The organism is Streptomyces sp. NPDC057445, from assembly GCF_042802855.1.
Classification (GTDB): Bacteria; Actinomycetota; Actinomycetes; order Streptomycetales; family Streptomycetaceae; genus Streptomyces.
The window spans coordinates 96830-119561 of sequence record NZ_JBHVDH010000005.1 but is presented as its reverse complement, the minus strand read 5'-3'; the positions used below and the strand labels follow the sequence as shown (position 1 = coordinate 119561).

19 protein-coding genes and 3 pseudogenes are annotated in these 22732 nt (G+C 69.8%); 14 read left to right on the top strand and 8 right to left on the bottom strand.

The window, feature by feature from the left end:
• The first annotated feature begins 267 nt into the window (after nt 1-267).
• Nucleotides 268-1305, top strand: a complete 1038-nt coding sequence (locus ACFU5O_RS13970) for an alcohol dehydrogenase catalytic domain-containing protein (RefSeq protein WP_384239882.1) — start codon at nt 268-270, stop codon at nt 1303-1305.
• Nucleotides 1306-1651: 346 nt separating this feature from the next.
• Here ACFU5O_RS13970 and ACFU5O_RS13965 read toward each other — a convergent pair whose 3' ends face one another.
• From ACFU5O_RS13965 to ACFU5O_RS13955, 3 genes are all read right to left on the bottom strand, one after another.
• A complete protein-coding gene (locus ACFU5O_RS13965) occupies nt 1652-2533 on the bottom strand; it encodes a universal stress protein (protein ID WP_384239881.1) in 882 nt (293 codons plus the stop codon).
• 361 nt (nt 2534-2894) lie between these two features.
• Nucleotides 2895-3359 carry a Crp/Fnr family transcriptional regulator gene (locus ACFU5O_RS13960; protein ID WP_384239879.1) on the bottom strand — a complete coding sequence of 155 codons (465 nt, stop codon included), beginning with the start codon at nt 3357-3359 and terminating at the stop codon, nt 2895-2897.
• Nucleotides 3360-3785: 426 nt separating this feature from the next.
• On the bottom strand, nt 3786-4265 hold the full coding sequence (locus ACFU5O_RS13955; protein ID WP_384239877.1) for a winged helix-turn-helix transcriptional regulator: 480 nt from the start codon (nt 4263-4265) through the stop codon (nt 3786-3788).
• Between the two features lie 60 nt (nt 4266-4325).
• Here ACFU5O_RS13955 and ACFU5O_RS13950 point away from each other — a divergent pair.
• The 4 genes and pseudogenes from ACFU5O_RS13950 to merB form a co-directional block, all read left to right on the top strand.
• Nucleotides 4326-4544: pseudogene (locus ACFU5O_RS13950) on the top strand (MFS transporter); the annotation flags it as partial.
• A 110-nt stretch (nt 4545-4654) separates the two neighbouring features.
• Nucleotides 4655-5782 carry an MFS transporter gene (locus tag ACFU5O_RS13945; protein WP_384239875.1) on the top strand — a complete coding sequence of 376 codons (1128 nt, stop codon included), beginning with the start codon at nt 4655-4657 and terminating at the stop codon, nt 5780-5782.
• 667 nt (nt 5783-6449) lie between these two features.
• Nucleotides 6450-6731, top strand: a complete 282-nt coding sequence (locus tag ACFU5O_RS13940) for a BBE domain-containing protein (protein WP_384239873.1) — start codon at nt 6450-6452, stop codon at nt 6729-6731.
• Nucleotides 6685-7401: an organomercurial lyase gene (gene merB, locus ACFU5O_RS13935; protein WP_384239871.1), complete on the top strand. Its 717-nt coding sequence runs from the start codon at nt 6685-6687 to the stop codon at nt 7399-7401. The genes ACFU5O_RS13940 and merB overlap by 47 nt, the downstream gene beginning before the upstream one ends.
• A gap of 80 nt (nt 7402-7481) precedes the next feature.
• On the opposite strand, the gene ACFU5O_RS13930 is transcribed toward merB, so the two are convergent.
• Nucleotides 7482-8204, bottom strand: a complete 723-nt coding sequence (locus tag ACFU5O_RS13930) for a 2OG-Fe(II) oxygenase (protein ID WP_384239869.1) — start codon at nt 8202-8204, stop codon at nt 7482-7484.
• Between the two features lie 743 nt (nt 8205-8947).
• On the opposite strand from ACFU5O_RS13930, the gene ACFU5O_RS13925 reads away from it, so the two are divergent.
• Complete coding sequence (locus tag ACFU5O_RS13925) at nt 8948-10126, top strand: acyl-CoA dehydrogenase family protein (protein WP_384239867.1); 1179 nt, start codon at nt 8948-8950, stop codon at nt 10124-10126.
• An 82-nt stretch (nt 10127-10208) separates the two neighbouring features.
• On the opposite strand, the gene ACFU5O_RS13920 is transcribed toward ACFU5O_RS13925, so the two are convergent.
• On the bottom strand, nt 10209-10472 hold the full coding sequence (locus tag ACFU5O_RS13920; protein WP_384239865.1) for a hypothetical protein: 264 nt from the start codon (nt 10470-10472) through the stop codon (nt 10209-10211).
• Between the two features lie 296 nt (nt 10473-10768).
• Between ACFU5O_RS13920 and ACFU5O_RS13915 the strand changes: the two genes are divergently transcribed.
• From ACFU5O_RS13915 to ACFU5O_RS13905, 3 genes and pseudogenes are all read left to right on the top strand, one after another.
• Entirely contained in the window at nt 10769-11620 is an 852-nt protein-coding gene (locus ACFU5O_RS13915; protein ID WP_384239863.1) for a VWA domain-containing protein, read from the top strand.
• Nucleotides 11621-12057: 437 nt separating this feature from the next.
• Nucleotides 12058-12276, top strand: a complete 219-nt coding sequence (locus ACFU5O_RS13910; RefSeq protein ID WP_384239862.1) for a hypothetical protein — start codon at nt 12058-12060, stop codon at nt 12274-12276.
• A 197-nt stretch (nt 12277-12473) separates the two neighbouring features.
• Nucleotides 12474-12893: pseudogene (locus ACFU5O_RS13905) on the top strand (UTRA domain-containing protein); the annotation flags it as partial.
• Between the two features lie 136 nt (nt 12894-13029).
• Here ACFU5O_RS13905 and ACFU5O_RS13900 read toward each other — a convergent pair.
• Both ACFU5O_RS13900 and ACFU5O_RS13895 read right to left on the bottom strand, forming a co-directional pair.
• Complete coding sequence (locus ACFU5O_RS13900) at nt 13030-14502, bottom strand: sialidase family protein (protein ID WP_384239860.1); 1473 nt, start codon at nt 14500-14502, stop codon at nt 13030-13032.
• A gap of 517 nt (nt 14503-15019) precedes the next feature.
• Nucleotides 15020-15229, bottom strand: a pseudogene (locus ACFU5O_RS13895) (transposase); the annotation flags it as partial.
• 196 nt (nt 15230-15425) lie between these two features.
• Here ACFU5O_RS13895 and ACFU5O_RS13890 point away from each other — a divergent pair.
• Both ACFU5O_RS13890 and ACFU5O_RS13885 read left to right on the top strand, forming a co-directional pair.
• Nucleotides 15426-15701, top strand: a complete 276-nt coding sequence (locus tag ACFU5O_RS13890; RefSeq protein ID WP_384239859.1) for a hypothetical protein — start codon at nt 15426-15428, stop codon at nt 15699-15701.
• 349 nt (nt 15702-16050) lie between these two features.
• Complete coding sequence (locus tag ACFU5O_RS13885; RefSeq protein WP_384239857.1) at nt 16051-16257, top strand: hypothetical protein; 207 nt, start codon at nt 16051-16053, stop codon at nt 16255-16257.
• Nucleotides 16258-16371: 114 nt separating this feature from the next.
• On the opposite strand, the gene ACFU5O_RS13880 is transcribed toward ACFU5O_RS13885, so the two are convergent.
• Nucleotides 16372-16851 (bottom strand): VOC family protein, encoded by a 480-nt coding sequence (locus ACFU5O_RS13880; protein ID WP_384239856.1) that lies wholly within the window; start codon nt 16849-16851, stop codon nt 16372-16374.
• 1043 nt (nt 16852-17894) lie between these two features.
• Here ACFU5O_RS13880 and ACFU5O_RS13875 point away from each other — a divergent pair.
• The 3 genes from ACFU5O_RS13875 (at nt 17895) to ACFU5O_RS13865 (ending at nt 22712) form a co-directional block, all read left to right on the top strand.
• Nucleotides 17895-18689, top strand: coding sequence for an SDR family NAD(P)-dependent oxidoreductase (locus ACFU5O_RS13875; RefSeq protein WP_384239853.1), 795 nt, complete (start codon nt 17895-17897; stop codon nt 18687-18689).
• Between the two features lie 472 nt (nt 18690-19161).
• A complete protein-coding gene (locus ACFU5O_RS13870; protein ID WP_384239851.1) occupies nt 19162-19989 on the top strand; it encodes an FAD binding domain-containing protein in 828 nt (275 codons plus the stop codon).
• Complete coding sequence (locus tag ACFU5O_RS13865) at nt 19986-22712, top strand: molybdopterin-dependent oxidoreductase (RefSeq protein WP_384239849.1); 2727 nt, start codon at nt 19986-19988, stop codon at nt 22710-22712. The genes ACFU5O_RS13870 and ACFU5O_RS13865 overlap by 4 nt, the downstream gene beginning before the upstream one ends.
• Nucleotides 22713-22732 lie beyond the last annotated feature (20 nt).

Below are 22732 nucleotides of genomic sequence, written 5' to 3'. Positions count from 1 at the left end.
CTTGTGCCACGCAGGTACGGGCCACGGGCCGGGCCGCGAGGATCCGTTCACCGGGACGTGTGGTTCGACGTCACCCACGCAGGCCAGGAGCCCTCCCGGCCGGGCGCGAACATGGTGCGCCCCTCCCCGGGCGCGCGTACCGCGCGGTCCCCGACGGCCGCGTCCGGCCCCTCGTAACGGCGCCCGTTCCTCACGGCGCCCGTTTCTCAGGACATCGCCGACGAGGCGTCGAGCGCCTGGGTTCCGACAAGAAAGCGAGACGTCCCCATGCGAGCAGCGTTCATGTACGAAGCCGGCGACGTGCGCGTCCAGGACGCAGCGGACCCGGTCATCGAACAGCCCACCGACGCGGTCGTACGCATCGTGCGCACCTGCGTGTGCGGCAGTGACCTGCACCCCTACCACACCATGGCGGCCTCCGACGGGCCGGCGCCGATGGGCCACGAGTTCCTGGGCGTCGTCGAGGAGCTCGGCTCCGAGGTGGCCGGTCCGAAGCGGGGCGACCTGGTGGTGGCGCCGTTCGCCTACGCGGACAACACCTGCGAGTTCTGCCGGGAAGGCCTGCACACCTCCTGCCCGAACGGCGGGTTCTTCGCCGTCGGCGGTGTCGGCGGCGCCCAGGCGGAGGCCGTCCGAGTCCCGCAGGCCCAGGGCACCCTGGTCAAGCTGCCCGTCGGCGAGGACTCCGCGCTGCTGCCCTCCCTGCTGACCCTGGCCGACGTCTACGGCACCGGCTACCACGCCGCCAGGCAGGCCCGCGTCGATGAGCGCACCACGGTGACGGTCATCGGTGACGGTGCGGTCGGCCTTCTGGCGGTGCTCTCTGCGAAGCAACTGGGCGCGGAGCGGATCATCCTGATGGGCCGGCACAAGGAACGCACCGACCTCGGACGCTTCTACGGCGCAACCGACGTGGTGGCCGAGCGCGGCGAGGAGGGCATCGCCAAGGTGCGCGAGCTGACCGGCGGCCAGGGGACCCACGCCGTGCTGGAGGCCGTGGGCCACATGCCCGCCTACGAGATGGCCGTCGGCGTGGTCCGCCCAGGCGGCGTGATCAGCCGGGTCGGCGTGCCGCAGTACGAGAACGCCCCGGTCGGTTTCCCCAGCCTGTTCGGCCCGAACATCACGCTGACCGGCGGCCCGGCACCGGTGCGCGCCTACATCGACGAGCTGCTGCCCGCCGTTCTGGACGGCACCGTCGAGCCCGGCCGCGTCTTCGACCGCACCGTGACCCTGGACGAGGTGCCCGAGGGCTACCGGGCGATGGACCAGCGCGAGGCCCTGAAGGTCCTCGTCGCTCCCTGACCATCGTCAGCGGCTCCGTCCGTCCCACCGCCGCCGCCTGTCGCACCGCCGCCGCCCGGGCCGCGGAACGCTTCGGATCGCGCGTCCCGACGACCTCGGCCTGGCCCTGATGGGCGCCGACCTGACCCTCCTGACCGCCTTGCCTGCCACCGCGCCCCTCTGGCCGGTCGCCGCGGCGATGATCCCCGTCGGCGTCGGCGTCCCCCGGCTGGTACGAGGGCGGGCACCCGCGCCCGGCGCGAAGCCTCCGCGGAGGCCGTCGGCGTGACCCGCGACCTCGCCCTGGTCGACGCCGACGCGGACAAGCACCCTCGACCGGATCATCGGCGACGCGGCCGGCCGGGCTTCAGTTGTGGGCGACGACGGCGACGGGGGCGGCGCAGTGGTGTATCACGGCGTGGGCGACCGGACCGATGTGAGCACCCATGAGCGCCGTACGGATGAGCCGGCCGACGACCACCAGGTCCGCATCGGCGGCGAAGTGCAGCAACTGCTGTGCGGGTGCGCCGATGAGCGCGGTCTCGACGACCTTGACGCCGGGGTGTCTCCCCCGCCAGGGCGCCAGCATGTCGCCGAGCGTCCGCTCGATCCCCCGGCCCACCTCGAGCTGGACGCCCGGGTCCAGCAACGGGTCGTAGCTCAGGACCGGGGCGAGGATCCAGGCGTACACGGCACGCAGCGCACACCCACGCCGTTCCGCCTCGTCGAAGGCGAAGGCCAGGACCTCGTCGCAGGACTGGTGGATGTCGACGCCGACGACCACCTCCCGGAACACCCCGGGCGGCACGGACACGGGCTCCTCGCCCGGTTCCTTCGGGGCGCGCACGAGTACGACCGGCTGTTCCGTGGCGGCGATCGTGTGCATACCGGCCGAACCCACCAGGAAGCCCATGAGGCCGCTCAGACCGCGTGAGCCGAGGACCAGCATGTCGGCGTCGCCCGCCGCTGCGGGCAGGTCCTCGGCGGGCCGGCCCGGCAGCCGACGGGTGGTGATCGTCAGCCCGGGATGCGTCCGCTGCAGATGGCCGGCGGTATCGATGAGCATGGTGTCGGCCCACCGGCGCCGCTCCTGCGGGGCGGCGAGCCGGACGGCCGCCGCGGGGGGCGACTCCTCGGAATGCACCAGGCGCAGGGGCACCTCGCGCAGCTGAGCCTCGCCGGCCGCCCACTCGGCGGCGGCAAGGCTTTCCGGGGACCCGTCCAAACCTGCGGTCACGTTGCGGCTCATGTGCCGACCTCCTCATGGACGCCCAGCACGGTCACACTTCCAGGATCCCAGCGCGGCAACCGTGGCGCCCACGGGCGCGAGTGAGGCGGCGCGCATGCAGAGGAGCGCCGCATTCAGGGACGAGGGCCGGACCGCGGGCGGTGCGGCCGTGTTGCCGTCCGTGGCCGGGGTGCTTTCATGGAAGTGACGGAAAGGGCCCTGCAGAGGACGCGGAGCAACGGTCGGAACGTTCACCGCGCAATCAGGATCCGCGAGAAGTGGATGGGCCCTTTCCGCCTGTTGCCGTAGCAGGCGCTCAGGCGCCGCCCGACCGGCGAGATCGCCCGCCGGGTCAGCGGCCGGCCGTCGTGCCGCGCGCTGATCACAGCATGCTGCCGCTGCCGCGCGGCGCGTACAGATCAAGAAGGCGGACACGGGCCGCGTGCAGCCGGTGGGCGAGGACTCTGGCGACCCACTGCCCGATCGCCGAACCGAACGCCGTGTCGGCGTCCATCATCAGGCGGACGGTGAGTGCGTCGAACTCCTGCGCGCGAACCGGTGTCATGGCCTCTGCACTGAGCTGCCATCGATAGGGAGGGAACAGCCAGGACCAGCCCACGAGTTCGCCGAATCCCAGGCTCTCGATAGCGACAGGTCGCTGTCCGGGAACGGGTATGGCGAGCGTGACCGTCCCGGAGCGGATGATCCAGAAGCGGTCCGCGGGACCGCCCTCCTCGAAGATGCGGGTCTCCTCGGGAATGTTGACCTCCCGTCCGACTTCCTGCAGCCGGGCACGGTGCTCGGCGGACAGGACTGCCGTCATACGTGTGGGGGTGTGGGTGCTCATCGCCGGTCCTCCGTCTCGAGCGCGGCGTCCTGTCTGCAGTGTCCCTCCCGGAGCCGATGAGCGGGAGCCGGATCGGCAGGGGCCGAGCGGTCCGTCGCGCGCGACGGACCCCACCGTGGGCCGCCGCTCCTATGCTGGTGAGGGGCGGTCCGACTCGCGGTGAGCAGCAGCGGGAAGGGAGTCGCGTGTGGCCGAGCGGATCACCGGTGCCAGGGCCGACACCGACACCGGCTCAGGCACCGACACGACGGTCGCCTCGTAGCGGGCTCGTCGGTGCGAAGCCGGTGCGCGACCTGGCCCACCGACTCCTGGCCCTGGACGAGCTGATCAAGGGCGACGACCGGAGATCCGCACGACTTTCCGGGCCGACAACCGTGCCCGGATCACACGCCCGTTCCGGGGCGGGATCGACGACCACCGCACGGTCTACGGGGCTTGCACCGGGCCGGACCGGTCCCAGCCGGGGACCAGCTCCTCCCGGTGGACGTCCTCTGCGTGGACCTGCTCGCCGCAGGTCTCGCAGACCGTGTGGGTGACGAGTTCGTGGTCCCGGTGGCTGATCCGGCCGGGCGGCGCGGTGACGGCCCAGCGGTCGCCCCAGCCGATGAGCTCGCGGGTGATGCCTCCCAGATCGCGCCCCGCCTCCGTCAGGTAGTAGCCGCTGTAGCGTGCGTCGTCCGGCAGCGGGCGCCGTTCGAGGACGCCGCTCTCCACCAGCGCCTTCAGGCGCGCCGCCAGGCGGTCCGTAGGGGCCCCGGTGTTCCTGGCGATCTGCCGGAACCGGTGGTTGCCGAGCATGACCTCGCGGATCGCCGGCAGGGCCCATCGGTCGCCGACGATCTGCAGGGCGGCGGCGAGCGAGCAAGGGCGTCCTGCCATGTCCTGGGGATCGATGCGCGTGGTCACGGCCCCAGTATCACCCCGGCAGGGTTTGATTTCCAAATCACTCCGTGCTTGGCTTGCGCCATGCCTACCCTGCTTCGATTTTCAAAGCACCCTCGAACGGCTGCCGCAGTCGTCCTGGTGGCCGTCTTCATGACCAACCTGGATCTGATGATCGTCAACGTCGCGCTTCCGGCCATGGGAGCCACCTTCTCCGGGGGCGGCAGGGGCGCGACCCTCGGTTCGCTGTCCTGGGTCCTCAACGCCTACGCGATCGCCTTCGCCGCGCTGTTGGTGGTGGCCGGGCGTGCCGGTGACCGCATAGGCCAGCGGCCGGTCTTCCTCACCGGGATCACCGTCTTCACCCCGCGTCGCTGGGCTGTGCCCTGGCCCCGAACCTGGGGACCCTCGTCGTGGCCCGGGTGGTGCAGGCCGTCGGGGCGTCCGCCCAGATTCCGACGTCCCTGGCCCTGCTGCTGGCGACGGTGCCGGCCGAGCGCCGTATCCAGGCCACCCGGAGCTGGGCTGCGGTCGGCGGACTCGCCGCGGCCGCCGGGCCCGTCGCCGGCGGCCTCCTGACCGAGGTGGACTGGAGGTGGGTCTTCGCCGTCAACGTGCCCATCGGCATCGCGGCGCTCGTCGCCGGCCGATCGGTCCTGCCGAAGCCGGCCGCCCGGGAGGCCGGACCGCTGCCCGACCTCCTCGGCGCCCTGCTGGTCATCTCCTCGGTCGCGACGCTGTCCGGGGCGCTGGTGCAGGCACCCGACTGGGGCTGGACGAGCGGCAGGACCGTACTCCTCCTGGCCGTTGCCGTGATCAGCGGCGCCGCGTTCGTCCTCAGGTCCCTGCGGCACTCCCATCCGCTGTTCGAGCTGGACCTGCTGCAGCTGCCGCGCTTCGGAGCGGCGAACGCGGGCAGCCTCGTGTTCGGTGTCGCCTTCGCGATCATGCTGCTGTCGAACGTGCTGTGGTGCCAGGAGGTCTGGCACTGGAGCGCGCTGCGCACCGGTGTCGCCCTGGTCCCCGGTCCCGTCCTCGTGCCGGTCGTCACCCTTCTGACCGCCCGCACCGCGCAGCGCTTCGGGCACGGACCGCTGGTCGCCGCGGGCGGGTTGCTGTTCACCGGCGGCATGGTCTGGCTCGCGTGCTTCACGTCCGTCACGCCGGACTATCTGCGTGACCTGCTGCCCAGCCAGCTGCTGACCGGTGCGGGTGTCGGTCTGGCCCTGGGCACGCTGGTGGCCGCCGGTGTGCACGCCGTGCCGGGGCACCGTGCGGCGACCGGGTCGGCGCTGGTCAACTCCGTCCGCCAGATCTCGGCCACGGTCGGCGTCGCTGTCCTGGTCGCGGTGGTCGGCTCCCACGTCGGTGCCGCCTCACTTCACGACTTCCGGATCGTCTGGTGCGTGGCCGCCGTACTGGGCCTGGCGACGTCGGCGTTCGGCGTGCACCTCAGCCGTGGCGGCGGCTCGGGCCGGACGGTGTCTGCCACGTCGAAGGAGCCCGAGGCGGATGCGCAGGCTCTGACGGATGCGTCCTGACCGACCACTTCCCCTTCGCTCGGTGGCCGTTGGGGCCGTGCCGGTGTCGGACACGACGGGCGTCAAAGGAGGTCAGGGAGTCAGGACGATACGCCGGCCGGGCTCGACGGGGATCTTCCACGCCCGCCCGCCGGACCTCCGGCAACGGCGCGGAGTGCCCCGGCACCGGACGCCGCCGGCCCTGCCTTCTGGCAGAGGGCCGACACCATTCCTTCGATGACACGCCCCAGCCCCCCCGCATGGGCCGTTCCGCCCATGCCCCGGACTGCCCTGATGGACCGCTCCGGCGATGCGCGCGCTCCGGGGCGGTGCCTACAACGGATCCACAGGCACGACCGAGGATCCCGGAAGGTGGCCACCGTCATGAACAGCTGTGCACCGGCCATGGACCGTCCGCTCATGGAGCGTCTGGCCGAAGCCGTCCACGGCGAGATCGTGGAGCCCGGCGACGCCGGCTACGACGAGGCCCGGAAGGTCTACAACGCCATGCACGACAGGCGGCCCGCGGTTGTCGTCAGGGCCGCGGACGCGGGGGACGTCATCGCCGCCGTCAACGTGGCCCGCGAGCACGATCTGCTGCCGGCCGTGCGCGGCGGGGGCGTCGAATGGGCCCGCGCCTTCGCCGCCGCTCCGCCCCCACGCCCTGGAGGGCGGCTACGTCAACTTCATGGACCACGACCAGGACCAGGGCCGCGTCCGGGCCGACTACGGCCAGAACCACGTCCGCCTCACCCGGATCAAGCGGCGTTACGACTACGGAAACCTGTTCCGCCTGAACCACAACATCGTGCCCCGAGGGCGAACGCCTCGCCTCTGCCACCCAGGCGTTCAAGACGTCGACGCCGACGCGGCGCAAGCTGGTCACGCAGGAGACCAGCCCCCGCGCCGGACAGGAATCCCCGATGACCGACCGCCCCACGGCCGCCGACCGCCCCACGGTCGCCGATGAGACCGAGGACGTCCGCCTGGCCGTCTACGACGCCTTCGCGCGCACCGGGCGCGCCGCGGACACCGCCGCCCTCGCCGCGGCCACGGGCCGGAGCCCCACGGCGGTACGACGGGCCCTGCGGGCCCTGCACGACCACCGCGACCTCGTCCTGGAGGATCCGGCGGTGCCCGACGGCGAGCGCGTCGTCATGGCCCACCCCTTCGCCTCGGTACCGCTGGGCTTCTCGGCCATGGGCACCCGCACCCTCTGGTGGGGCGGCTGCGCCTGGGACTCCTTCGCGCTGCCGCATCTGCTGACCGCCGAACCGGACGTCCTCGTCGCCACCCGCTGCCCGGCCTGCGCCACTCCCCACGCCTGGACCGTCGGTCGGGATGCCCCGCCGCCCGGTGGGCAGGTGGCGCACTTCCTCGTTCCTGTCCGCCACGTCTGGGACGACGTCGTCCACACCTGCCGCCACCAGCGGCTGTTCTGCTCCACGGACTGTGTCGACGGCTGGCTCGAACGCACCGCCCGGCCACGCGGATACGTGATGGACCTCGCGACACTGTGGCGGCTGGCCCGGGGCTGGTACGAGGGCCGCCTCGACCGCGGCTACCGCCGCCGTGACCCGTCCTCTGCCGCGGCGTACTTCGCGGAGGTGGGCCTGAGCGGACCCTTCTGGGGGCTGTGAGCGCGAGCGGGCCGACGAGGACGGCGGGCGCCCCCCTGCCCAAGCGCAGTGCCGTCGGGCAGATCTCCGCCCGACCGGGCTCAGGCCGCGTCGTGGAACACCAGCCCGAGCGCACGCCGCCGCCCCGAGCGCACCACACTCACGCCGTGCCGCATCGCCCCCGCCGACCAGCCACGGGCGGATCGCACCGGGCGGTCCCGGGTGGTGAAGACGAGGCCGCGGCCCTGCTGGAGGGGCGTGGACGTGGCCCGCGACTGGGCCCGGGGCCGCTGCTCGACCAGCAGGAACTCGCCGCCGGTGTAGTCGGTGCCGTAGTCGTCGAGGCCGATGACCACCTGGAGGGGGAAGAGCATGTCGCCGAACACATCGCGGTGCAGTGCGTTCCAGTCGCCCTTCCCGTACCGCAGCAGAATCTGCGCAGAGCGGTCCTGCCCGGCGTCGTGACACCGCGACAGCCAGGCATCCAGGCCGTCCGGCCACGGCGCCGGACGGCCGAGCCGCTGCGCCCAGTCGCGGGCGACGGGCAGCAGCCGCGGATAGAGGGCTTCCCTCAGCTCCCGTACGAGATCGGGAAGTTCATGCGTGAAGTAGCGGTACTCACCGGAGCCGAAGCGGTGCCGGGCCATGTCGACGGTGGTGCGGAACCGGTCCGGCTCGTCGTACAGCCCGGCGAGACGGCGGCACTCCGCAGGGGTGAGGAGCCCCGGCGTCGGTGCGCAGCCGTATTCGTCGAGTTCCGCCGCGATCGCCGCCCAGTCGGCTCCCGCCACACGTTCGTGGATCCTGGTGGTGGTGACGGTCATCGGTCGTCCCGTCCTCTCCGCTTTGTCCTCCGTGCGTTCCTCTCCCAGCGTGCTGCGGTCCGGCCGCCGTGACCGGCGGAATCCGGACATGGAGACCGACAGCTCGGCCGGAACGACGGAACGGGCCCGGACGGTGTCCGGGCCCGTTGCTGCCGCGGTGGTGACCGGCGCCGACGGCCGGCGGGCGTCGGCTCAGCGGTCAGTGCTACGACAGGGCGACAACAATGATCAACACGTCATGGATGCTGTTGCCGAAATCATCGTGATGGTCGCAATGGTCGCGGCCCTCGTGCCAGTCCCTCCAGTCGGAACAGCGGTGGTCGTCGTTCCTGGTGTCGCTCGAGGCGAACGCCCCGGTGGCCGGCGTCAAGCTGAGTGCGAGCCCTGCGGCCCCTGCGCAGACTGCGGCAGCGATCCTACGGCGCATTTTCATGCACCTCCGCACGTATGGCGTCATTCGTACTTACGGAACATTTACACCCTCCTCCCCTCCCGGTGCGATGTCAAAGGAGGGAGGTCGAGAGGGAGAACGAGGACCGCCCCGGCGTGAATTGCCGCCCCGCCCCGCCCCGCCCACCTCCCGTCCGGTGTCCGGCGGTACCGCATGCGCCGGGCGCATCGCGACCCGGCGGTGCAAGGCCCTTCCGGATTACTGCAACACGTTCTACTGTGTCCGCGCCGCAGGTCGACGCGAGCAAGCGCGGGACCGTGATCGCAGACTGCGCAAGACGCCTGGAGGGGCCGTGCACCTCGAATACACGCCCGAGCAGCAGCAGTTGCGCGCCGAACTGCGTGCGTACTTCGACGGGCTCGTGCCGGACAACGCCTACGCCCGTTACGGCGACGCCGCCGCCCAGAAGCGCTTCTACCGGGAGACCATCCGCCGGCTCGGCGCCGACGGATGGCTCGGGGTCGGCTGGCCGAAGGAGTACGGAGGCCGCGGGCTGACGCCGATGGAGCAGTTCGTCTTTTTCGACGAGGCCGCCCAGGCCGGCGTGCCGCTGCCGCTGATGGCGCTGAACACCGTCGGCCCGACGATCATGCAGTACGGCACCGATGAGCAGAAGGCGTACTTCCTGCCGAGGATTCTCTCCGGCGAGATCGACTTCGCGATCGGCTACAGCGAGCCCGGCGCGGGCACCGACCTCGCCGCGCTCAGGACCAAGGCCGTCCGTGAAGGTGACACCTACGTCGTGAACGGCCAGAAGATCTGGACCACCAACGGGGACACGGCCGACTGGGTCTGGCTCGCGGTGCGCACCGACCCCGAGGCGCCGCCGCACAAGGGCATCACCATGCTGCTGGTCCCGACCTCCGACCCGGGCTACTCCTGCACCCTCATCAACACCCTCGCCTCGCACGACACCACCGCCAGCTACTACGAGGACATCCGCGTGCCCGTCTCCCGCCGCGTCGGCGAGGAGAACAAGGGCTGGCGGTTGATCACCAATCAGCTCAACCACGAGCGGGTCACCCTCGCCGCCCACGGCACCATGGCCATCCGCGCCCTGTACAACGTCCAGCGCTGGGCCGGCGGGACCAAGCTCGCCGACGGGCGCCGTGTCATCGATCTCGCCTGGGTCCGCGCGCGCCTCGCGCGCACCCACACCAGGCTCGACGCGATGAAGCTGCTCAACTGGCAGATGGTGGGCGCCGTTCAGCAGGGCACCCTCACCCCGCAGGACGCGTCCGCGGTCAAGGTCTACGGCTCCGAGGCCCGTCGCGACGCCTACGCCTGGCTGATGGAGGTCGTCGCGGCCGCGGGTCCGCTCAAGGAGGGATCGGCGGGCGCCGTCCTCCACGGCGAACTCGAGCGCGGCTACCGCTCCGCCGTGATCTTCACCTTCGGCGGCGGCAACAACGAGATCCAGCGGGAGATCATCTCCTGGATCGGGCTCGGGATGCCCCGGGTGCGGCGATGACGTCGTGTGACGACGATTTTTAGTTGGCACAAGAGAGGGATAGCTGGCATCAAGATCGCCACATAGGGCAACTCCCCCCGGCCTACGGTCGGGTGCGGATCCCCTCGAACAGGAGGTCCAGTACCCGGCTCACCTGGTCGCGGTCCTCAAGGACGTCCGCGACCATGGCGATGCCGCTGAGGGCCACCACCACGTCGTCCGGTGCGACGTCGGGACGCGTGATCCCCGCCACCACGGTCGCCGACAGCAGTGCGGCGACGGCTGCATCGACCTGGTCGCGGCCGACCCGGCCGGCTTCATCCGACTGCTGTCGACGGCGCCGGTGGTACTGGCGGTGTCGGTTCACGGCTTGGCTGCGGACGTCTCGGCGCTGTTGCTCGGAACGGACGGCAGGGTTCGGAGCGACGACGACTTGGCCTTCTCCAACCACCCGGCCCAAGACGGCGTGTCAATCGCCGGCCCGGTGGTCACGGCCGATCTTGTACGCGTGCCGGCTGACGTGGACCGACTGGTTGTCGTGGTGAGTGCCGAGCCGCTGCAGCCGTGCGCGGTCTTCACCCGTGCACCGCTTCTGTCGATCACCCAGACAGGCTCGCCGGCCAGGTCGTTCACGGCGCCGGACTTCACGTCGGGGAGACGGTCGTGGTTCTGGCGGAGCTCTACCGACGGGACGACGGATGGAAGATCCGTGCAGTGGGACAGGGCTACGCCTCCGGTCTGGCTGGTCTCGCGACCGACTACGGCGTCGATGTCGAATCCGAGCCTGCCGCAACCCCTGCGCCACTCCCCGTCCAAGGATACCGGAATTCGAGTTCTGCGAGACCCGCGGTGGACCTGTCGAAGGTCGAACGGCTGGCCCCCGGACTGCTGTCTCCGGCACGCCAGGCCAGCAAGGCTCTTGTGGACCGGGACATCGCGAACCAGCGGGCGGCGGTGTACCTGATCCTGGATCACGACTGGCACATGGAAGAGCTGTACGAGTCGTTCGCTGTGCAAGCTTTCGCCGAGCGCGTCTTGGCGCTGTCGGCCACCCTCGATGACGACGGCACTGTGCTCGTGGTCTTCTCCAGCGGACGGGACCCCTTCCTGGAGGAGATCCGGCTGGACAACTACCGCGGCAGCATTGGGCAGTTGCATACCCAGGTCGACTGGGGGTGGGGCAATGTCGCCGACGCCATGCGTCGCGCAGTAGGGCACTACCAGGAATCCGGCGCCGCTGATCCCGCCTTCATCGTGACCCAGGTCGGTGACGAACCCTGGGACAAGGCCGAGGTCCGCTCCTTGCTGCAGAACACCGCATCACTTGGTGTCTTCTGGCTGTTCGTCGGATTCGGTCGCGGCCAGCTCGCCTTCTACAAGAACCTCAACGCATCCGCCTCCGCCACCTTCACCAACGTTGCCTTCTACGACGCGAGCAAGAACCCGGGATCGGTGCCCGACGAGCGGTTCTACGCCGGCCTTGTCGACGCCTTCGCCACCTGGTTGCGGCATTGAGTCAACCGCCGCTCACCCACCGACTGAGCAGCCTCATCACCTCTGATCAGGCCGTATCCGATGTCCGATGCTACTTCGGCACCGGCCTGCTCGATGAAGCACGCACGCGCCGTCGAACGCCCGCCGGCGGAACTCCCGTGCCAGTCGCCGATGAAGTCCGGGTCCGGGCGTACCGATGGGGTCGGCGAGGTCGGCTCCGGCATAGCGGACCAGGACGTTGGGGGCGGCGTCGGCGCCGTGGACGAACAGGGTGATGAACAGCAGGACCGGGGTTGTGCAGGACGGCGGCGAAGATGACGCCGGCGGCCTGTCCGACGGGTCGCGTCACCGGCCCCGCACCCGACAGCAGTGTCACCCGAATGGCGCAACATGCCCGCATGGGAGAAGATCAAGCTGACTAGTGCCCCAACTGAGGCAATCCGTGAAAGGGGAACCAAATGCGCATTCGACGAATCTTCGCCGCCGTCATCGCCACGGCAGCCCTCGCCGGACTCGGCCTCACAGGCGCCGCCACGGCCACCGCCGCCACCGCCGCCACCACACAGGGTGCCCCGTCCTACGTCACCCCTTCTGAGTGCAAGCAGGGCGGCGGAACGGCCGATCTGACGGACAACCTCTGCAAGGGCGGTACGTACGACGGGGAGAAGATCGACTGAACCCACAAGGCGCCCCGCAGTCACGCGCCGCGGGGCGCTCCCGCGCGAGCGTAGCCGGGAGAGTCGCAGGGACTGCGACGACCCGTCGGGCACGCTAGGTCCGAGTCGGCCCGGAAGCACGCGGCGGGCGGGAGTTCCCGAACGCCGTCGCGTGCGAGCGCAGCCAGCTGCCAAGGTATGCGCGGCCGTAGGCCGCACCTTCTCCGGCGGAGATCGCAGCGCGGCTCGGAATCGCCGAGGGCGAGCTGTGTGTCCGGACGACGTACGAGTTCCTGGCGGACGGCAGGCCGGTGCAGCTGTCGACGAGTTGGGAGCCGTACGACCTCACCGCCGGCATTCTCGTCGTCCTCCCTGAGGGAGGGCCCCACGCGGGGGCGGGCGTTGTGAACCGCAGGGCCGTAATCGGAGTCACCGTCAGCCACGCCGTGGAGCAGCCGGAGCCAAGGCAGGCGACTGCCGAGGAGGCATCGCTGCTCGGCATCCAGAAGGCTGCGCTCGTCACGCACATCCGGCGGACGTACTACAGCGACCAGGGGTGGCCCCGGCCCGTGGAGACGGCGGACCTCGTGGTGCCCGTCGCTCATTGCGAGATCGTCTATGAGATCCCGATCAACCGTTGGCGGGCGGGCGTCCGGCGGCGCGTTGGATCTTCGAATGCCAGGTCTCGGGCGTGCCCCACGCGTGGTCACGGAGTGGGTCCGGGGCCTGTCTGCAGCCGTCGGCGGTCGGGCCGGCCGACGGCGTCCGCGTCGGTCAGCGGGTGCGGAGACTGCTGGTGTACACGTCCGTACGGTTCTGTGGTGCGCCGGAGTGGGTCTTGGTGAGCACCGCCCGTACTCCCTTGCCGTCTGCCACCAGGCCTTGGTAGTCGCCGAGGAAGTAGCCCCCGGCGAACGGCGCCTGCAGCCAGTCGAAGACCCGCGAGATCCGTCGTTCGGTCCGGCGCTTCGGGTTTCCGTGCTGCAGCGTGGCCAGTTGGTAGGCGGTGGGCAGGGTGGTGGTGTTGCCGGGCTTGAGGAAGCGCAGGTCGTAGTAAGTGAGCGCGACCGTGCCCCGCTCGGCGACCGCGATCGACGGTGAGAAGGCCGGAACGCCCTTGGGGCTGATCAGCTCCGGGGTCCCCCAGGTGCGTCCGCCGTCGGTGGACCGCACAAGCTGAACGGAGTCGAACCTTCCACCGGAGAAGTCCGAGCCCTCGTAGGCCATGTACAGCGTGCCTGTCTTGGGGTCGACGGCCGGGCTCGGCAGGGTGGCCGCGGCGCGCAGCAGTTTGGTGGGGTCGTTCGGGTCGACCTCCGGTACGGAGGTGTCCCGGGCCACGGTGACCGGGGCGCTCCAGGTCTCTCCGGCGTCGGTCGAGGTGACCACCTCGTAGCGGGCTTCGACGACGGTGCCCAGGTCGTCGGAGTAGGTGATCCGGTCGAAGAAGTCGTACAGGGTGCCGGTGCGCCGGTCGGCGACGATCAGATGGCCGATGGTCTGGGTGTTGGGCACGGTGCTGGTGTCGACGAACGGCCGGGCCTTGCTCCAGGTGCGGCCGCCGTCGCGGGTGAGGGAGATGTAGCCGGGACCGTCGAGGGAGCTGGGGCCGGGTGGGTCGTTGTCGAGGCGGTTCCAGACCTGGTAGGCGGTGCCCTTGCGGATCGGGTCGGCGGTGAGTGAGGGCTTGTCGTTGAAAAACGGCTGCTCGTCGACGTGCGTGGTGGTGAGGTTCCGCCAAGTGCGGCCGCCGTCGCGGGAGGTGGCGGCCAGGAGGGCGCTGCGCGTGCTCTTCGTGAAGTCGACGCCCTCCCCGCTCGCGTAGACGGTGCCGTCCGGTCCGGTGCTCACCCAGGGGTCGGTGGCCCGTTCGTAGTCCGCGCCGCCCGGGGCGCAGAGGCTGAACGGCAGCGTGCTGCGGTGGAAGGTGCGGCCGTCCGTGGTCCAGGCGGCGACCAGGCCACGGGCGCCGCCGTCGCTCCAGCGGTCCTGCTGGAACACGGTGACCACGCGCTTGGGGTCGCGCGGATCGACGGACAGGTACGGCTCGACCTCGGTGGCCGGGTAGACGATGCTGTCGGGGGACCTCGCTCCGATGGTGCACTTCGCGTACGGGTCGCCGTGGGACACCTTGACCAGTGGTGTGCCGTCGGGGTTCCGGTCTGCTGCGGCGGGAGTCGCGCCGGTGACCGTGACGAGCAGGAGCGCGGCGGTGGTGACGGCGGTCAGGGGCAGTAAGACGCGCATGCGGGATCTCCTCCGGGTCTGTCGGCCGGGGTACGGGACCGCCGTCATCGGGGCGGCCTGGGGCGCGGAGGCGTACCGGAACGCGAGGGTGGGGCGACTCTGCTTGGTCCTTTTCGGCGTTGCAGCCGGTGCCCTTGATGGGCCGAACGACGGAGTCGTCCCCGGGGTCGTCGAGGAGCACGGCGGAGCCGACCGGCGGGTGCACCGTGCCGGTCGGCTCCTTGGTCGTGCTGTTACGGCGCCGTCTCGTAGGTCCCCGGAGAGGGCCGTGGGCCGCGTGCCGGTTGGCGATGCCGGCGGGGTCGGCCTTGACTCAGACGAGTTGGAGCGGGATGACCTGCTGGACCTCTTCCACGGTGGGGATGAGTCAGGGCATCGGCAAAGGGCCGCTCGCGGCCCAGGCCTTCACCTCCCGCACCACCTCCACCAGCCGGCCGTGAAGGCTCTGCCACGGCGTCCCGTCCTGATGTTCTGCCGCTTCGGTTCCCTTTGAAACAGGGGCCGGCGGCGGATCGGTGCGGGCACCGGCCGCGTGCTGGTGCGCGCGCATGGTGGAGTCCACCGAGATGTCCCAGTCGATCTCACCTGCCGCGTCGGCCTCGGCCTGGACCCGCTGCAGTAGTCGTTCCCAGGTGCCGTCGGCGGACCACAGCCGGTGCCGTTCATGGACGGTCTTCCATGGGCCGAACCGTTCGGGCAGGTCACGCCACTGCCCCCGGGTGCCCAGGACGGGCGGGGGAGAGGATGCGACGCTGGAGTGAAGGGCCCGCGAGTGGAGGTCCGAGTGCGTTTCATCCGGTCCGGGGCCCTCTCCTTCGGCCTGGCGACCATGTCCCGGTGCGGCTCGCCAGGCGGCCTTACCGCGTGGATCCGGTCCGCCGGGACCAGGACCGCGCGACCAACCCGGAAAGCAGGTGCGTCCCATGCGCACGTCGACCCGTATCGCCGGTGCCCTCACCGGCCTGACCCTCACCCTCGGTGGTGCGGTCCTCGCCGCCCCCGCGGCCCGGGCGGACATCGCCGCCTGCACACGGATGGCCGAACTGGCCGGTGCCACCGCTTCCGACTCCGTCACAGCGGCCTGCAGCCGTGGCGTGGTCGGAGACCTGCAGAGTTGTGTGACCGGGCTGACCGGGGCCGGAGTGGCGGGCGGCGCCGCGACCGGTGCCTGCCGGGCGGCGGCTCACGAACCGCGTTAGAGGACCGCGCGCGGCAGCCGCCCGCCGGCACCGGTCGGAGGCGGGTACGGCCCGTCTCCTCCTCAACGCCCGGCCTGCCCGGACACAACGCGGCCCGGTGGGCAGTCTCGACGCCAAGGACATCGACGTCGCCCCGCTCCTACCGACGCGCACGCGGCGTACCGATGCGGCCGGTCGAGGTCGGTGACGTCATGCCTCCCGGGGCCGGGCAGTCACCGCCCGGGCGCGGCGCCCAGCTTCGCCTCGCGGGCCAAATGCGGAGCGTCCATGCTGAGTAAGAGGGCGCCGTCGTCTTGAGACTTGTCCTTCCCGAAGGCCGAACGAAGGCGCCTGAGAGGAGGAGGAAATCATGCGCATGCGAAGAATCCTGGGCCTGGCCCTGGCCGCGGCAACCCTTGCCGGCGTGAGCGCCGTCGGCGCTGTCAGCGCCGGGGCCGCCTCGTCTCCGAACATCTCCAGAGACGACTGCACGGCCGCCGGCGGACAGATCGTTTCACGCCCCTACGCCGGCTACGTCTGCGCGCTGCCTGACGGGACCACGCAGACGATCACTTGACCGGTCGGCGCACGGCTGGGCAACCAGTCCGGCCGGTGCACCCGGCGCGGTGGGGCGTCTCGTGCAGAAGTTCTGTCAACGCGGCTACGTCCACGGCAAAAGCCTCCTGAGTCGTCACCGTCCAGATAGTCGCTCCTGCACCTCTTGCAGTACCCACCCGTTTCCGTCCGGGTCGCTGAACGAGGCGTAGGAGGCGTAGCTGCGGCCGTCTGGATCGCGGCCGTCGACCCGTACTTCAGCGCCGGTGTCGTAGACCTTGTGGAAGATCTTGCTTACCTCAACACCGCGGCCGGTGAGGTCGGCGCGGGCCTTGTCGAGGTCGAAGACCACGAGGTAGCCCTCTGCGGATCCAGGCGCTGCGGAGATGACCTCGCGGCCGAAGATGATCGAGCATTCCGACCCAGGCGGCGTCAGCTGAACGATCCGGAATTCTGGGCCGGCCTCGAAGTCCGCATCGAGCCGCCATCCCAGGCTCTGGTAGAAGCGCAGGGCACGGTCGACGTCAGCGACGGGGATGACGTGGACCTCGATCTTCATGTCCACGGTCGGCTCTTTGACGCCGCCCTGTGCGCCGCCCTGTTCTTGAGTGCTCATATCGTTCTCCTGCGCCCGATGCCCACAAATCCATGAGGACGACGTGGCCGCGCAGCTCCGGGGCGGCCGAGCGGCTCGGTATTGACGCCCCGCCGCGCGAGGGCATGTGCCGCCGGTCGGGCACGGTCTGCCGGAGTGAGCGGAAGGCAGTGCGCAACTCTTCCACGAGGAGTTCCGGCTGCTCCCAGGCGCCGAAGTGCCGTCCCTGGGCAGCTTGTTGCAGTGTCAACCCCGTGCCACCTACATCTCCACGTTAGACCGATGGGGTACACGATGCACCCGGGAAGAACCCCGGGGTGCGCGTCCCGTGGCTGCACTGCCAGGGGTCTGGACTTCGTAGGAAGCGGTGGCACGGGCCCACCCGGATATCGAGAGTGACAGAACCCCTCGACAAGGTTCATCGCCCCAGCTCAGAAGGCACTTTCGTATTTCCTCACGGCTTCCGGCCCCATCTCGACCGAAGCGGCGAGGCCAACCTCGAACTTTCGTGACGGATCGTGAGTTCTTTCGGCGGCCTGATCCGGCCGGCCTGACTGGTGGTGGGCGGACCGCGGGCCCGGCTGTCGCGTCGGGTGGGCACCCACCGGCTCGGGTCGTACATCCCAGGCAGGGGCCCGGATCTCGCCCAGTGCATGCCACCGCCGAAGCCCACCTGTGACCGGTGACCGGCACCGTCGTCGGGGAGAACACGTGCCCCGGCTGTCATGGCGACCGATCTTCGGCGGAGCTGGTGTCGGCATCACGGTCAAGATCCTGCGGGTGTCCGCGCGCGTCAGGCACGCCTGCCGTGTCGCGCCATGGCTCAGGACAGGCGGGGGCATAACCTCCCGCAGGAGCGAGAGGAGCCGGCAGGTGCGGCGTTCAAGCGGCCCGTGCAGGGAACGTCGAGCCGGGTGCCCGGTGGATGGGTCACAGCGGACGGGCACTCCGTCGTGCCTCCGACCTCCGTTGCTCACGGCTCACACCCGTACGTCGGGGCCGTCAGGGTCAGCAGGCCGTTGCCCTGACGTCCCGAAGGATCATATGAGGAGCACGGTTCCCCTATGCGGATCACCCTGGAAGGCAGGACTGCCCTGGTCACCGGTTCCACTCAGGGCATCGGCGCTGCCATCGCCTTCGGGTTGGCGGCGGCAGGCGCACGTGTCGCCGTGAACGGCCGGGACGCCGACCGGGCCCAGGAGGCCGTGGAGAGGTTGCACAGGCAGGTGCCCGACGCGGACGTACTGGCGGTGCCCGGCGATCTCGCAACCGACCAAGGTATGGCCGAGGTGGTCGGCCGGCTTCGCGAGACCGACATCCTCGTCAACAACCTCGGCATCTTCGGTGCCCGCCCCGCCCTGGAGATCGACGACGGCGAGTGGCGGCGATACTTCGAGGTGAACGTCCTCACCGCGGTGAAGCTCATCCGGGCCTACCTGCCCGGTATGACCGGTCGGAGCTGGGGCCGGGTGCTCAACATCGCAAGCGACTCGGCGGTGGTCATTCCGGCCGAGATGATCCACTACGGCGTGACCAAGACAGCCCTGCTCGCCGTGACCCGCGGCTTCGCGAAAGAGGCGGCCGGCACCGGTGTGACGGTCAACTCGGTGATCGCCGGACCCTCCCACACCGGCGGGGTCGAGGACTTCGTCTACGAACTGGTCGACAAGGACCTGCCCTGGGACGAGGCGCAGCGCGTCTTCATGCGAGAGCACCGGCCGCAGTCCCTGATCCAACGGCTCATCGAGCCCGAGGAGATCGCCCATATGGTCGTCTACCTCAGCTCGCCCCTCGCCTCGGCCACCACCGGCGGAGCCCTGCGGGTCGACGGCGGCTACGTCGACTCGATCCTCCCCTGACCTGCCGGACGCCATGGGGGCCGCGTAATCCCCTCCACCACGTCCGCGATGTGACCTTCGCCGAGGACGGCCCTCAGCTTCGTACCGGCAACGCGCCCCGCACCATGGTGACCTGGCGCAACCTTGACGTCACACCGAGCCCTGACTTCGCGGGGCCGGCCCGGCCTGCGATATGATTGACGGGAAAATTTGCGCCCGCCGGTCCTTCCTCGAAGCAGTTCGATCGCAGCGGCCGGAATTCGATTCTGTCGCTCTGGGCTGTGCCACTTCCAGGCGGCATCGTGGCCGTCGACATTCGGCGGAGTGTGCCGAGCCGAATACCCGTGGACGACAACGCATGTCCGCGGCATTTCCTGCAGCAGAAGCCGGGGGAATGTCGGCGTTGCGACGAACGCCGCTGCCCCACACACTGGTTGATCGAGTTCGGTAGGGGTCCGTCGCACGATTGTCGTCGTGAGGGAGATCGGTTCTCATGGACCTCAACACCATCACCGAAGTCATCCGGCGGCCGACCGAACGGCCAGGCGTCCACTGGCGCGAAGGCGACGCCTGGCTCGCGGGCGGAACGTGGCTGTTCTCCACGGAACAGCCAGGCCTGCGCCGCCTGATCGACCTGACAGCGTTGCACTGGGACTCTCTCCTCCCGAGCGACGCGGGCCTCGAGATCGGCGCAACGTGCACCATCCGCGATCTGAATGCCTTGGGGCTGCCGGGTGATTGGACTGCGGGCACCCTTTTCGCGAAGAGCTGCGAGGCGTTCCTGTCCTCGTTCAAGGTCTGGAACGCGGCGACCGTCGGCGGCAACATCTGCATGTCTCTGCCCGCCGGCCCGATGATCACCCTGACGGTCGCACTCGAGGCAGAGTACGAACTGTGGGCGCCTGACGGGTCCACGCGCATCGTCGACGCCCTCGACTTCGTGACCGGAAACAACCGGAACATTCTCGTGCCGGGGGAAGTCCTGCGGCGCATCGACATTCCGGTGCGCGCACTGAGGAAACGCACCGCGCACCGTCGCTTCACGCTGACCCACCTCGGCCGTTCGACGGTATTCCTCATCGGTACGCAAACGCCTGGAACGAATGACCTGCTGCTCACCGTCACAGCCGGCACCACCCGGCCTGTACGCATTGCATTCGACACCATGCCCGATGCCCGAGCTCTGCAGCAGAGCATCGACGTCGTCCCCGCCCACCTCTGGTTCGCCGACCCCAACGGGACCCCCGACCACCGTCGCCACCTGACGAAGTACTTCGCCGAAGAAATACGTCGCGAACTCACAACTGGGGGTCTGTCATGACCTGCGTCGTCAACGGCAGGAGCTTCGACGAAGAGCCGGACCCCGGCCAGTGCCTGCGCACCTTCCTCCGCTCACTCGGCCACCACGGCGTCAAGAAGGGCTGCGACGCAGGCGATTGCGGTGCATGCACGGTGTGGCTGGACGGCAATCCTGTACACAGCTGCATCACCCCTGCTTTCCGCGCGGACGGTCGTGAGGTGACGACGATCGAGGGGATCGGATCGCCCGGCAACCTGCATCCGTTGCAGCGGCAGTTCCGCGACGCCCCGGGGTTCCAGTGCGGTTTCTGCACAGCAGGGATGATCATGACGTCGGCAACGTTCACCGAGGCCCAGAAGGAGGACTTGCCACGGGCGTTGAAGGGCAACCTCTGCCGCTGTACCGGCTACCGGGGGATCGAGGATGCCGTGAAGGGCGTCGTCGGGGTGGAGACAGCCGCGCCGGGCAAGGCCGTGGGAACGAGCGTCGGTGCGCCGGCGGCCGACGACGTGGTAACCGGTCGCGCCGAGTTCACGATGGACACGCACATCGAAGGCATGCTGCACCTCAAGGTGCTGCACTCACCACACGCGCACGCCCGGATCGTCTCGATCGACAAGACCGCCGCACTCGCAGTTCCCGGCGTGCACCGGGTCTACACCTGGGAAGATGTGCCGCGCAGGCATTTTACGACGGCGATCCACACCGACCATCTCGTCGACCCGGACGACACCCTCATCCTCGACAACACGGTCCGTTTCGTCGGCCAACGCGTCGTCGCGGTCCTGGCCGACACGGTCGGGGCGGCAGAAGAGGGCTGCCGAAGGGCCGTTGTCGAATACGAGGTCATGCCGGCGGTGTTCGACCCCGAGGAGGCGATGGCCGAGGGGGCGCCACAGCTGCACGGCGCGGACGATCCCTTCGTACGGGATCCCGCCCGCAACATCCTGCTCGAGATCCATTCGCACATCGGCGATGTCGACGCAGGGTTCGCCGAGGCCGACGTGATCCACGAAGGCACGTACTCCTCACCGCGAGTGCAGCACGCTCATCTCGAGACCCATGGCTCGATCGCCTGGATGGAGAACGGTCGTCTGAACGTCCGCACCAGTTCGCAGTCGCCGTCGATCGCAAAAGTCAAACTCGCGCATCTTTTCGCGCTGCGCCCTGACCAGCTCCGCGTGTTCTGCAAGCGCGTCGGCGGCGGCTTCGGCGGCAAGCAGGAAGTGATCTCGGAGGATCTGGTCGCGCTTGCCACCCTGGACACCGGGCGACCTGTCTGTTTCGAGTACACCCGCGAGGAGGAGTTCACCACGGCTTCGCCACGGCATCCGATGACGCTGACGGTCAGGCTGGGAGCGAAGGCGGACGGCACACTCACCGCGTTCCAGGTCCGCAATGTGTCGAACACGGGCGCCTACGGCAACCACGGCGGCGAAACGCTGTATGCAGGCGGCGCCGCCATGATGATCTACCGCTGCCCCAACAAGAAGTACGACGCCTTCTCCGTCTACACGAACACCGTTCCGAGCGGGGCGCTGCGCGGTTACGGGATGACGCAACCGGCGTTCGCCGTGGAGTCGGCGATGGGCGAACTGGCACTCGCCCTGCACATCGATCCGCTCGAACTGCGACGACGCAACATCGTGCGACCGGGTGATCCCCTCGTCGCCTTGGACGACGGTCCCGACGACGTGGTGTTCGCCGAGGACGGGCTCGCGAAGTGCATCGATCTGGTGGATGGCGTCCTGGCCCGTACGGCGGACGAGCCGTCCCCCGGCCGTGAGTGGCTCGTCGGGGTCGGCGTCGCGAGTTCCTTGCACGAGACCGCGCCCCCGACCGAACACACCTCGGAGGCGTGGGTCACGCTCGGCGACGACCTCGTGTACGAGGTGGCCGTAGGAACGGTCGAATTCGGTGAGGGCACCTCGACCGCCCATGTCCAGATCGCGGCCAACCAGCTGGGCACGACGCCCTCGCGGATCCGCCTGGTGCAGTCGGACACCGACCGTACGGGATTCGACACCGGTGCCTTCGCGAGTGCAGGCCTTTTCGTGTCGGGCAACGCGGTACTCCAGGCGGCCAATGCCGTGCGCGACCGCATCACGGAATTTGCTGCCGCGTACACAGGGGTCCATGTCGTGATGTGCTCGATGGACGACGAGGGTGTCGTCTGCGGCGATCGGCGCGTGTCGCTGGCCGAACTCGTCGCATCGGCCCGGGCGCGCGGGATCCGGTTCACCACGGCCCGCAAGGCGTACGGCTCGCCCCGAAGCGTCACCTCCAATACGCAGGGGTTCCGCATCGCCGTCCATCGGGTGACCGGCGAGATCCGCATCCTTCACAGCGTCCAGGCGACCGACGCCGGCGCGGTCATCAACCCCGCGCAGGTCCGGGGACAGGTGGAAGGGGGTGTCGCCCAGGGAATCGGTTTCGCGCTGACGGAGAATCACCACGTCGACGCGAACGGTGTCATGGTCAACCCGAACTTCCGCAACTACCGCATCCCCACCTACGCCGATGTCCCCCGCACCGAAGTGCTCCTGGTGGACTCGGCCGATTCCGTCGGACCCATGCGGTCCAAGGGAATGGCGGAATGCTGCATCAACCCGGTGGCCCCCGCGTTGGCGAATGCGCTTCACGACGCCACGGGCGTCCGCTACCGCGCGCTGCCGCTGACTCCGGAACGGATCTACAGCCGGCTCAACGAGAAGCAGTCCGTGGGGACAGCCCGTCGTTCATGACAGGAGCCGGCCGAGGACGG